This is a genomic window from Flavimarina sp. Hel_I_48 (genome assembly GCF_000733945.1).
Classification (GTDB): domain Bacteria; phylum Bacteroidota; class Bacteroidia; order Flavobacteriales; family Flavobacteriaceae; genus Leeuwenhoekiella.
In genome coordinates this window covers 20,655-33,224 of the sequence record NZ_JPOL01000001.1, presented here as the reverse complement: position 1 = coordinate 33,224, position 12,570 = coordinate 20,655, and the positions used below count along the sequence as shown (strand labels likewise).

The window sequence follows — 12,570 nt, the reverse complement described above, 5'->3', positions numbered from 1 at the left end:
TTAAAACTTATTTTTTAAGGGGAGCAGGCTGTAAATTTTAACCGTAGCGCTCCAGGTTGAATTTATCATGAAGCAGTTGAAATACATAAGACAGCACAGGAATGATAAAAATACCCAGGAGGATCCCACTGAGCATTCCACCAGCGGTACCTATACTAACCGAGTGATTTCCCTGGGCAGATGATCCTTCTGCAAACATTAAGGGGATGAGGCCAACGGTAAACGCCAGGGAGGTCATAATGATAGGACGTATCCTAAGGGCGCTCGCTTCTAGTACCGCATCATAGGCCGAGAGGCCAGCGCGTCTTTTTTGTGCGACAAATTCCACGATAAGAATCGAGTTTTTTGCCAATAAGCCTATAAGCATAATAATCCCTATTTGTACATAGATATTATTGTCTATACCAGCCACATTTATGGCAAGAAATACCCCAAAAATACCCACGGGCAATGATAGCATTACCGCTAGTGGCAATAGGAAGCTTTCATATTGAGAAGCAAGAATAAAATAAACCAGTACGATAATAATCACAAATACAAAAATCGTGTCCCCGCCAGAGTTTTTTTCTTCCAGGCTCATGCTCGTCCACTCATAGCTTAGCGTGGCAGGTAATTTTTCTTCGGTAAGCAGTTCTATTTTATCCATTACGTCACCGGTACTGAAGCCTTTTGCGGGTGTAACATTGATCTTGGCCGCATTGTACAGGTTATAACGGTTCACCACCTCGGGACCGTAAGCCTGTTTAAGTTTGACAATTGTATTGATGGGTATCATTTCACCCTCATCATTTTTCACAAAAATATTATTGAAGGATTCCGGAGCTTCCCTATATTGAATATCCGCTTGCATGTACACACCATATTGACGGCTAAAGCGGTTAAAATCGCCTGGTTGAACACGGCCAAAGAAGGACTGGATGGTGAACATCATATCCTTGACGCTCACCCCCATATATTTGGCTTTTTCATAGTCAATATCAAGCCTGTACTGCGGAAAATTAGGATTAAAGGAAGTAAACGCATTCTCTACCTCTTCCTGCTTGTTAAGCTCCATGATAAATTCATTGGCAAGCTGGCCAAATTCCCCCAGATCGCCATCAGAACGATCCTGCAACATAAACTGAACCCCATCAAAATTACCAAAACCCTGTATGGTGGGCCTGGGGTACATATTGACATCTGTTTCTGGAATGCTATCCAATTTTCCCAAAAGATTTGAAATAACTTCCTTGATTTCGGATATTTCACCGCGCTCTCCGGCTTTTTTCAACTGAACGTACCCCAGACCAGAAGAAGGGCTATTGGCATTGTCCACCACATTAAATCCAGATACGGTGTTGACGCCTTTTACCGCTTCATCACGTCTTAAGATGGAATCTGCCTGGCGCAGTGCTATATTCGTCCTGTGCAGCGAAGAACCTTCGGGCATTTTTAATGAAAAGATGAGAAAATTATCATCTTCCGTAGGTATAAATCCACTCGGTGTAGAACGGGAAAGTAACACGGTTGCCCCAATGATGAGTACAAGGCTACCCAGACCAATCCATTTATGGTTTAAGAACCATCGTACAATACCAAGGTATTTTTCCGTAAAACGGTCAAAATAAGAATCAAATTTTCGGAGTCCTTTTCTACGGATAACCTTTATTTTTCTAAACTGGCGATTGCCGGTAATGACATGAAAAAAGCTTCTTTTCCCTATTTTCCTCTTTCTTTTCGCAAAAAATATCTTGCTCAGTACGGGGGTCAGTGTCAAGGCGTTAATGGCCGAGATCAATACCGCAAATATAATTGTGTACGCAAATTCTTTATAGAATATCCCAACGGGACCACTCAAGAAACCAACAGGTAAAAATACCGCTGCAATTACCACTGTAATAGAGATAATGGCGCCGGTAATTTCATCCATCGCCTCAGAAACTGCTTTTTTAACGGGCAGGTTTCTACGGGTCATTTTTTCATGAATCGCTTCCATCACGACAATAGCGTCATCCACCACAATACCTATGGCCAGTACCAGGGAAAACATACTCAAAACGTTCATGGAGGCACCTATGATCTTCAAAAAGAAAAATGTACCCAGCAGGGAGGCCGGGATAGATATCGCCGTGATAAGGGTCGCCCTAAAATCCTGAAGAAAGATGAAAACCACTATAAATACCAGAATGAAAGCTTCTATGAGCGTGTGAACCACCTGGCTCATGGATTCATCAATCTGATCGCTTACACTATAAGTAATCTCGTATTTGACACCTTCGGGAAAAATATTGGACTGTTCTTCCAGGATCTCGCGAATTCTTTTATCAATGACTTTGGCATTTGCACCACTTTTTTGAACAATATCTATAGTAACGGAAGGTTTACCATTTAAACGGTTCTCACTGGTATAGTTTGAAGCTCCAAATTCTACCCGGGCGATATCCCTTAAATGCAGGGTTTTTTCGGCATCTTCTGATTTGATGACCAGGTTTTCATATTCCTCCGGTTGGTTAAACCTTCCATCATGCTTCATGACGATTTCAAAAAGTTCGTCAGAATTTTCCCCAAACTTTCCAGGAGCGGCCTCAAAATTTTGATCTTCTATCTGTTGAAAAACCTCGCGTGGCGTGAGGCTATAAGAAGCGAGCTTTTGAGGATTGAGCCATATGCGCATAGCATAATCCCGTTGTCTCAAAATGGAAGCTTCGGCGAGGCCATCAACACGTTTTAGTTCGCGACGTATATTTATCCGCGTAAAAGCATTTAAGAAGGTCTCGTCATAAGTAGGATCCTCACTATATATATTAATAGTCATGATACTACCCTTCATTCTTTTTGTCACAGAAATACCTGCTTCGCTTACCTCAGGGGGGATCTGTTCTGATATACTGGAAATTCTGTTCTGAATATTTACCGAAGCGATATCCGCATTTGTGCCTGGCTTAAAATAGATCGTTACGCGGCCCCTACCAGAGTTGGTTGCGGTAGAGTTGGCATAAGTCATATTTTCGGTACCGTTAATGGCCTCTTCAATGGGTAGCAAAACAGATTTCGCAACGGTTTCCGCGTTACCACCGGGATAATACACCTGCACACTTACACTGGGCGGTGCAATTTCCGGAAAGCGTTCTATGGGCAGGGAAGTGATGCTTACTGCACCTGCAAGCACCAATATAATGGTGATAACAAGTGTTAAAACTGGTTTTTTGATGATTTTTTTGAACATGCAAAAGAATTAAGGGAGGTTGGTTGTTGTAAAATAACTTTAAGATATTTTATAACGAATAAAGTGGTGGTTTTCCGAAAGGGGAAAGTGCTAAAAGGTTATTTTAGTGAGCCGAATATTGAGCTCATAGCATAAAATAAACTGAAGACACTAATTGGTATTTCAGACGGTAAATTATTTATAAGAAGTAAGTCTGCCTCGCTGTATAGGCTTGACCTTAACACCATTTGCCAACTTATCAATGCCAGAAACCACAATTCTTTCCTGTGGTGAAAGACTTTCAGAGCTTACGATGTAATTATCGCCAGAGCGACCCTCTGTAATAATCTCCCTGCGCTCTACAACATTATCCTTATCCAAAACAAAGACGAATTTTTTATCCTGAATAAACGTTGTGGCGCTCTGCGGTACAAGGATGGCATTAGGATAAATTTCTTCCATGAGGATTTTTCCGGTATTCCCGGCACGAAGTAAGGTATCTGGATTCTGAAATCTTGCACGTAAGGTTATGGAACCCGTGGATTTATCTATCTGACCAGAATTAGCATCTATTTTTCCCATATAATCATATACAGAATCATCGGCCAGCATCAGTTTTACATTATTGTTCATCTGATTGGAAAGCGTATCATTTTTTGCACGTTCATAATACAAATAGTCAGATTCGCTCATAGAGAAATATACGTAAATGTCTTTTACACTTGATAAAATCGTAAGCGGTTCGGTATCTGTCTTTTTGACGACATTTCCCGTAGATTTGGGAATACGACCTATAAAACCGTTAACTGTCGCATTTATGGTCGTAAAATCGAGGTTTATCCTCATATTTGCCGCTTCGGCCTGAGCACGCTGTAAGGAAGACAGCGCCACCTGGTAATCTGCTTCTACAGATTTCATCTTTACTTCAGAGATAACCTCATTATCAATAAGAGGCTGTAAACGGTCAATATCTGTTTTTGCTTTTTCCACCTTCGCTTTTTCCAGATTTACGTTTGCCATGGCATTTTTGTAATCTTCCATGTAGGGCTGACTATTAATCTTAAATAGCGGTTTTCCTTTTTTTACAAAATCACCTTCATCTACATAGATATTCTCTAAAATACCATCTACCTGCGGCCTGATCTCAACCGATTCTACCCCTTCTATAGACCCTATATATTGAAAGGATTTTGCAGCGCTTTCTTCCTGTAATGATATCACGGGCAAAGGCAGACCCTCATCTTTTTTTTCCTCTTCCTGGCAGGAAGATAAACCTATAAATAGCAAAATAGAGGTTAGGAATCTAAGTTTACTTGGGCGATGGTTGCTGTATTGGTAAGTCATAAATAGCTTTGAAGTATTATAAAAGGTTGATTAATAAATTTATGGACAACAATAGCACCAGAGGAAAAAAACCGAATTTATAAATTCAATACTCTGATTTTCAAATTATTATAAATAAAAATAAAATTTATTTATTTGGAAAAGCGCTAAATTCATGTAATATTTCCCCAAAACTACTGTGTTTTCCACAATAGTTTCCCGAAAAATTGGTTTTTTGACAGAATTTTAATTGGCCGAAATCTCAATTAGAGTCAACAATAACGTTGTAGTAAACCACTCTGAGAATGGGCTAATTGGAAAGTGATAAGATTATCTTCTTTTGGGCAAAAACTCCCTTAAGATATAAATAAGTGCTGCTATCAAAAGGCCTACAAGTAAACCTTTTGCAAAAAACGCCTCAAAGGGCCAGATTGCACAGGCGATAGCTGCGAGTACTAAGAATAGTATAAGTTTATTACGGTATTTGCTGGACATTTAAAGGTCTTTTTTTATATACTGCAAATTTACATTATTCATTTTGAACCTTTGAAGCATTCTGGCACCAGCTCAAAAACAGTAAGAACGCACAGTTGGATTTTAAAAAAGTAGATTTTATCGCTTAGAATTGCTCGTTATCGATCTCATCAGATAATTGTTGAAAGTAATTTCCGTTCATTTTTTATAATCACCGACAATAATCTTAGGCTTTGTTTTACAGGGATTTAAGCTGTACATTTGCTGGGTTCACGAGGGTGGATAAAAGTTAAATTTGATAAAATTATTTCGTTGGTTCAAAATAGTTAATCACTTTTATCAAAGAATTTAATTACAATAATAGACGGGCATTTGCCTAAAAACATCTTAATCAATCAACAATGGAAAACGAGAATAAAAACAGTGGCCTGAAAATTATTACAGGAATTCTTGCCGTTTTATTAGTCGTGGCCGGCGCATTTGCGGTCAAACTTTACAATCAGGAAAAAGACACGAAATCAGAACTTACAAAAGAAAAGGAGATCGTACTTACAGACCTTAAGCAAATGGTAGGTAAATATGATACGGTGATTAAAGAAAACAACCTTAAGGATACTGAACTTAACGAGGCACGTGATCGTATTCAGGTTCTTATCGATAGTGTACAAAAGCAGGATGCAGATATAAGCACATTGCGCAAGTACAGGAGCGAAGTTTTTAAACTACAAAAGGAGCGCGATTTCCTTTTTGCGCAAAATGATTCCCTAAAAGGAATGAACAGAATGCTCACCATGCAGCGTGACAGTACACGATACGAGCTGGAAGTTTCACAGATGAAGCGTGACAGTCTTAGTACACAAAGGGAAATACTTGAGGAAAAAGTTGCCCTGGGCAGCAGTCTTGCAGCTAATAGGCTTAAAGCTACTGGCGTTATCGTACGTAATTCTGGTAAACTTGTAGAGAACAGTAATAACCGTCGCGTTGATCAGATCAGAACATGCTACACCGTACCGCAAAACAGGATCACCGAAGCTGGTGACAAAATGCTTTATGTGAAAGTTCTTGACCCAGAAAATAATGTACTTGGGGAAAATAAAACCTTGCAGGTAAATGACAGTACAAGTATCACGTACAGTACGGTTTCTAAATTTTACTACGAGAACACGGCTCTGGATATTTGTGAAAATATACCACCAAATGGAGATGGTTTTGAAGAAGGAACATACAAGATCTATATCCTAGATGGTGCTAATGTGATTGCAGAATCATCTATGGTTTTGGATTAAATAGAATAGGGATTTACTAAACGGTATTTCTATAATGCGTTAAATCAAAAGCGCCGCCCTACTAAGGGCGGCGCTTTCATTATAAATGCTTTGATTTGAGTAAAAAACGGCTATTTTGAGCTCTTATTTACCGCCATTTGCCCTTAAATCGGCAAGGCAAAGTTCATCAAATTCTGCAATTTCGCCAGAGCCCATGGAGAAAACATCAGAGACGGTCTGATAATACATTAGGCAACCTTCTATATCACAATGTCTGTTAGGGGTAGAAGTCCCATTATCATCTGCGGTAGTATCCTGATGATCTACAAGCATGGGCGTTCCCAGGTCCACGAGTCCGAAAAGATGTCCAAATTCGTGATGAAGCGAAGTACCTTCTATTTGTGAAAGATTATCTAACAATGGATTATTATTAACCTGCTCCCGAATGGTTTTTTCAAATATAATACAGGATGTATTGCGGTAAGCAGTGCCTAAGATGACGCTATTGCCTTCATCCTTTTCAGAATTGTTATCTGCAAAAAATACCCAGACGGCCAACTCATCTCCCGTATTGTAAACGGTGCGGTTATCACTTTCAATCTGCACGATCTCATCAATATCAAGACTCTCATCATCATCTGTGGGCGCCACAACCGTTTCTTTTATAGTAATGTTAGCTGGTTTATTGCAACGTTCTTTAAGAAAGGTTACAAGGCCGTCTATACTTTCCTGCGTGGGTTTGAATCCCTGTACATAAGCTATTTCCAGCTGAATACTTATAAAATTATCTGCCGTTAGAAAATCGCGCGCTGAGGTTCCCAGGGTTTGCTGGTTTGCCCTTTTATCAACCCGTGAATTTTCAGTATCATTTCCATCATCATCCTTGCTACAGGAAAATATAATGAAGGCAAACAGCACAAAGAGGTAGGATCTAATTTTAAGCATAATGTATATTTAATATTTAATTAATAGCCAGGTTTGAATTTCAAGTGATTCGAATTGTATTTCAAATTGACTTTTCATGATTTTATTGGTACAAAAGCACCTTTATTTTATTCGGCTAAGCCGAAATTTCGACGATAGATAGTTTTAGTTTTTTACGAGTTTTGCAAGATAGGTATGCTCTGGCCCTTCTTCCAGGAGTTCTGCCGTAAAACCAGCATTGAGTGCCAATTGTTTTAGATTGTTGTAATCGAGATACAACCAATCAAAATGAGCGGATTTCTGATCTTTATAACTCAGTTGAAAGCGTACTTCACCATAATAATCCCTGTTGAGATCTACCCAGTAACTGCCATCCTCTTCCTCAAACATGTAATTGATATCTGTAGCGTCGATGAGAACCTGTCCGCCAGTATTCAGCAATTGGTGTAAATGGCGCAGGTATTTTCCAGATTTTCCCACCGTTTCAAAAATTCCCGTTCCGTTCATCAATAAAAGCAGCGTATCAAAGCCTTTTTCTTCAAACTTGAGAACATTCATACACGACGTTTTTTTAACGCCCCGGTCTTGAGATACTTTTATGGCTCCGGGTGAACTGTCTAAAGCGGTGACATCCTTGCCCTGTTCCTGTAGGTATAACGCATGGCTGCCAGAGCAGGCGCCTATATCCAGTATTTTTCCATTAGCTTCATTTAGCGCGCGCTGTTCCAGCTTCGGCATGGCATTATAATCCCGAAACAGGTAATGCACCGGGATGACATCATCTTCAGTCAGTGAAGAATGCACGTTGATCTCCGCATCCTTTGTTCCGTTATAATAATCGAGTAGGGCAGCGCCAAAAACGTCCTGTTCTGGCTTGATAGGTTTGCTCATAAAGTCAGTCGTAATTGCTTAATTTTACATTATGGAAGATTTTATCAATAACCTGCCACAACTTGCCAAAGATAAGCATAAGGAGCATAAAGCCTACTTTAAAAAGTTGAAACGCAAGCCGCCAAAGGATCTGGATTATAAGATGCAGGATCTTCATGAAGAAGAATTTGCACAAACGGATTGCCTAAAATGTGCCAACTGCTGTAAAACGACCGGCCCGCTTTTTACAGATCGCGATATCACGCGTATCGCCAAGCATTTTAAGATGAAGGAAGTTCAGTTTATAGCTACCTACCTGCGCGTAGATGAGGAAAATGATTATGTTTTACAGGAAACTCCCTGTACGTTTTTAGGGGCCGATAATTATTGCATGATCTACGATTTTCGTCCCAAGGCCTGTGCAGAATTTCCGCATACGGACCGTAAAAAATTTCAGCAGATTGCGAATCTGACTTTAAAGAACGTAGCTATTTGTCCGGCAGCTTTTAATATTGTGGAAAAAATGAGGGAGCGTATCCCTATGAAATAGATTTTTTGGAACAATGATCAAGTTTCTAAATACTGCAGTATCCTAAGAAAAAGCCGGGAATAAATTGCCAATGGATATTAATTTACCATTAAAAAACCTCCCTTTTTGACCAAATATCCGGTCAAAAAGGGAGGTTTTTAGCCTTTAAAAGTAATTTTTAAAAGATTCTATTCTTCTTCAAATCCACCTTTTCGTTCTGCATCACGAGCTTCAGGCCACTGCATTTGCGCGTTATCGTCCCGACTCATGGGCAAAACACTTTTTACACGAGAGGTAGTTTCTGGATCTTCACTTGCGAGATAGGCCAAAATAGCAGTGAGCATTACGTTGTTGCGTACATCGTCAAAAACTATTTTATCGTAAGTGTCAAGATTGGTGTGCCAGGTATAGGTACCATAATCCCAACTCAACGAACTCAGACTGAACCCGGGAGCACCGGCGGCGACAAAAGAGGCATAATCAGAACCGCCGCGCGCGGGAATACCAGGAAAATCTGTCGCGATACCCCTGGTGATTTCCTCGGGAACCGAATACAACCATTTGCCCAGATACTCATACGAATCCCGGAAACCACTGCCCGCGATACGCACCACACGACCGGTACCGTTGTCCTGATTAAAAAGTGCCTGTACACCAGCTACAATTTCAGGATGATCTTTCACAAAAGCGCGCGAGCCGTTCAGGCCCTGTTCTTCGCTTCCCCAGTGGCCTACGAGAATGGTACGCTTGGGATTGGGGTACAGCTTTTTAAGAATGCGCATCGCTTCCATCATGACAAGCGTTCCCGTGCCATTATCCGTGGCACCTGTAGCGCCGTCCCAACTATCAAAATGAGCAGATAGTATTACATATTCTTCCGGCTTTTCGGAGCCTTCTATACGGGCGATGGTGTTAAAGGTGGGCACTTCGCCAAGATCTTTTGACTCTGCGGTGATCTTGATCTCTGGCTTGTCACCGTTTTCCGCAAGGCGGAAAAGCATTCCATAATCTTCAAGGGAAACATCCACCGTGGGGATTTCTTTGGTACGTGCACCAAAGATTTTGTTTGCACCAAAACCCCGTGACCAGTACGAAGTTATGATCCCGGCCGCTCCGGCTTTTTCAAGTGCCTGCGGAAGGCTACGTGAGGTATATCCCGTTTTTTCAATGCGCGCATCCCATTCCATATTGCTTTTTTCCCTTTCGCTTTTCATTTTAGCAAAAGAGGAATCGGTGGCAAATTCCTCCCAGTTGTAATCTGGTCTGCCCGTGGGTTGGTAGGGCGAGATCATTACAAACTTCCCTTTTACCGAAGCAAGCATATTTTTAAAAGCTACTGAATCTTTGGCTTCCGGAAGGAGGATTACTTCTGCGGTCACTCCTTTTTTTGAAGTCGCAGGACTCCAGGCAAGCTGCTGGCCAGCAATGGAAACTACCCGTGGACTCACCATATCAATATGCGTGATGCCACGTTCCCAGCCTTTCCAGGTACCCCATTGCTGGTTTTCGGCCGGGATATCCCATTGTTTATATTTAGCTACTGCCCAGTCGTGGGCATTTTTCATTTGCGGTGTTCCCACAAGCCGTGGTCCCACAATATCTAGAAGTTCGTGAGCAAGCAGTTCCAACTGCGAGTTCTCTTTCGCCTCGCGCATGATATCCTGTATAACCTGGTCTTGCTGGGCAAAAAGAATAGGGGAAATGAGGAGAAAAAGGAATAAAAAAGGGAGTTTTTTGATCATTATTAGTTGTTTTTATTTGTGTTGATTTAAATCTGTGTTTGTAACGGTGTATTCATAGGTTATAAGTCCAAATCCTGAATCGCCCAAATCTTGCTCAATGACTTTCCAGTCTTCATTGAGAACAGGATCAATCGTTAAAACTGCGCTATCGTTTGTGGACGTATAAAATTCCAATTTAGAAAATGAATCTTCTGGAGCCGGATTAATACCAATATCCCCGTCTGTGAAAACCTCTAATCTTGAATTTGCAATCACTGTTTTGGAACTATCTTTGTGCTGGCTCAATCGTTTAGAAGTGATCAAGGTTATTTCTAGATCGATATCACTTTATTGTTAATAAAATAAAGTGCGGAGCCAGCGTAATCAATTAGTATCTCCCCTTCGTTGTTATCATCATCGTTGAAGCAACTTGTAAGAAAAATAGCAGGGATTAATAACAAGAAACATAATTTTCTAAAATTCATCTTCATTTATTTAAGATTACTTTGTGTTCATAAGGTTGCGTTTGAAAGCTTTAAAGTTTTACTGAAAACGAATTGCGCGTTAGGGATTGCAGTGGAAATCCTTTTTGTTCTTCGCAAAAAGATTGAAACGTAAAGCCCGACCCGCAGGGTAACGCCCAAAAGTCAATGATAATTTAAAAAATAGCTTAATATTTTGCACCGTTTGCTATATTTTTACTTGCATTTTCTATAAAATCCCGCAAATCCTGATTGGCGGTTTTTAAATCTTCTGCACGCAGGTACATCATATGTCCACTACGGTAGCCTTTAAAGCTAAGGCGATCGTCCAATTTTCCGTTGATATTGAGTTGGCCAAGGAGATATTTAGCATTGAAATAAGTAGTTGCCCCATCAAAATAACCTGACTGGATCATAACGTTCAAATTAGGGTTCATGGTCATGGCTTCCCTTAAATCTGCGCCGGCATGATTGTCGCTGCGGTCCCATGGGTGCACGTTCCCAAAAAGATCATAATCCAGATCAGTTTTAAAATCGAGTTCCTGACTTATATAATAATTGATCGCCGGGGTAAAACTATGCAGCCAGGAAGTAAGTTCGCTGTTGTAATCAGGTTCACTTCCAGATAGGGAAACGTCCATTCCTTTATAGCGGGAATCGAGGCGGCCAATAGTATAGCCCTCTTTTTCGCGTAATAGATCCTTCCAGAAATAATCAAACGGTACGGCCAGGTTGTTTTGGCGAATGGTCTTTTCTGAAAGTCCGGAATAGTAAGCCATTTTCTTTATTACCGCGTCACGTTCTGCAGCGGGCAGATATCCACCTTTAGCTACTGCGGGAAGGAGTTCGTTAACAGCATAAGTTTCTACTTCCGGCAATAGTACATCAAGGTCTTTTTGTTGCAATTCTGTCGGTAAGGCCTTATGATACCAGGCTGCAGCCGCAAAATACGGAAGACGGTTTGCGATTTCTACCGGTCCTTCAAATTCAAAGCCAATTTCAGTAGGGGAAACCATTATTACACCATTGAGGTACATCCATTTATTCTGCTGAAGCGCAAGGGAGAGTCCGGCGACGCGGGTAGTGCCATAACTTTCACCGATAAGGAATTTTGGCGAACGCCATCTATTGACCCGCGTCACAAAGGTGCTTACCCAATCTGCCAGATAAGAAATATCACTATTTACCCCGAAAAAATGCTCCCGGTCTGGCATTTTACCTTCTTTATCAGGAACCATACGGCTGTACCCGGTATTTACAGGATTTACGTAAACAATATCCGCCACATCAAGAATGGAGTTGGGATTATCTTTAATGCCATACGGCTGTACGGGAAAACCTTCATCGTCTATTTTGAGAATGCGCGGGCCAGTGTAGGCGATATGCATCCATACCGAAGCAGAACCAGGTCCGCCGTTAAAACTAATGACCAATGGTCTGGCCTGATCATCTTTTATATCCGTGCGTTTGTAATACGTATAATAAAGACTGGCAATAGGATTGCCTTTTTCATCCCAGACTGGCTGGAAACTGGTATTTGCCGTATAGGGAACTTTGCTGCCCTTTATGGTTGCGGTGTGCTGGGTTGTTATAATTGTATCAATGGGTACCTTGACCTGCTGGGCAGAAAGCCATTGTGTCCCAGTAAGCAAAAGAAATAGAAAGGATAAGAAGGTGTAGTTTTTAATCATAAGAGTAAAATTTGAGTAAATTGAAGTTTAAGGAATTACTAAAATTACAACTCTGTACCCATTTTACCTTTCTTCCTGCTAGAGAAACGTACGAATTACAAATATGA

Annotated in this window: 10 protein-coding genes; 2 read left to right on the top strand and 8 right to left on the bottom strand. The window is 40.8% G+C overall.

Annotated features, from left to right (window positions below; genetic code table 11):
* Positions 1-37: 37 nt before the first annotated feature.
* From P162_RS00125 to P162_RS17615, 3 genes are all read right to left on the bottom strand, one after another.
* Positions 38-3,205, bottom strand: a complete 3,168-nt coding sequence (locus P162_RS00125) for an efflux RND transporter permease subunit (protein ID WP_031425054.1) — start codon at positions 3,203-3,205, stop codon at positions 38-40.
* Between the two features lie 174 nt (positions 3,206-3,379).
* A complete protein-coding gene (locus P162_RS00120; RefSeq protein WP_035916649.1) occupies positions 3,380-4,528 on the bottom strand; it encodes an efflux RND transporter periplasmic adaptor subunit in 1,149 nt (382 codons plus the stop codon).
* Positions 4,529-4,837: 309 nt separating this feature from the next.
* On the bottom strand, positions 4,838-5,002 hold the full coding sequence (locus P162_RS17615; RefSeq protein ID WP_164076151.1) for a hypothetical protein: 165 nt from the start codon (positions 5,000-5,002) through the stop codon (positions 4,838-4,840).
* Between the two features lie 380 nt (positions 5,003-5,382).
* On the opposite strand from P162_RS17615, the gene P162_RS00115 reads away from it, so the two are divergent.
* The gene (locus P162_RS00115) at positions 5,383-6,267 is read left to right on the top strand and encodes a hypothetical protein (protein ID WP_031425051.1); all 885 of its coding nucleotides are present in this window, start codon (positions 5,383-5,385) and stop codon (positions 6,265-6,267) included.
* A 123-nt stretch (positions 6,268-6,390) separates the two neighbouring features.
* On the opposite strand, the gene P162_RS00110 is transcribed toward P162_RS00115, so the two are convergent.
* Both P162_RS00110 and P162_RS00105 read right to left on the bottom strand, forming a co-directional pair.
* Complete coding sequence (locus P162_RS00110) at positions 6,391-7,191, bottom strand: hypothetical protein (protein ID WP_031425050.1); 801 nt, start codon at positions 7,189-7,191, stop codon at positions 6,391-6,393.
* A gap of 144 nt (positions 7,192-7,335) precedes the next feature.
* Positions 7,336-8,061, bottom strand: a complete 726-nt coding sequence (locus P162_RS00105; protein WP_031425048.1) for a class I SAM-dependent methyltransferase — start codon at positions 8,059-8,061, stop codon at positions 7,336-7,338.
* Between the two features lie 31 nt (positions 8,062-8,092).
* Here P162_RS00105 and P162_RS00100 point away from each other — a divergent pair, with 31 nt between their 5' ends.
* Complete coding sequence (locus P162_RS00100) at positions 8,093-8,590, top strand: YkgJ family cysteine cluster protein (RefSeq protein WP_031425046.1); 498 nt, start codon at positions 8,093-8,095, stop codon at positions 8,588-8,590.
* A 167-nt stretch (positions 8,591-8,757) separates the two neighbouring features.
* On the opposite strand, the gene P162_RS00095 is transcribed toward P162_RS00100, so the two are convergent.
* The 3 genes from P162_RS00095 to P162_RS00085 form a co-directional block, all read right to left on the bottom strand.
* Positions 8,758-10,311, bottom strand: coding sequence for a M20/M25/M40 family metallo-hydrolase (locus P162_RS00095; protein WP_031425044.1), 1,554 nt, complete (start codon positions 10,309-10,311; stop codon positions 8,758-8,760).
* 12 nt (positions 10,312-10,323) lie between these two features.
* Complete coding sequence (locus P162_RS00090) at positions 10,324-10,596, bottom strand: hypothetical protein (protein WP_031425042.1); 273 nt, start codon at positions 10,594-10,596, stop codon at positions 10,324-10,326.
* A 364-nt stretch (positions 10,597-10,960) separates the two neighbouring features.
* A complete protein-coding gene (locus tag P162_RS00085; protein WP_031425040.1) occupies positions 10,961-12,463 on the bottom strand; it encodes a S10 family peptidase in 1,503 nt (500 codons plus the stop codon).
* Between the last annotated feature and the right edge of the window lie 107 nt (positions 12,464-12,570).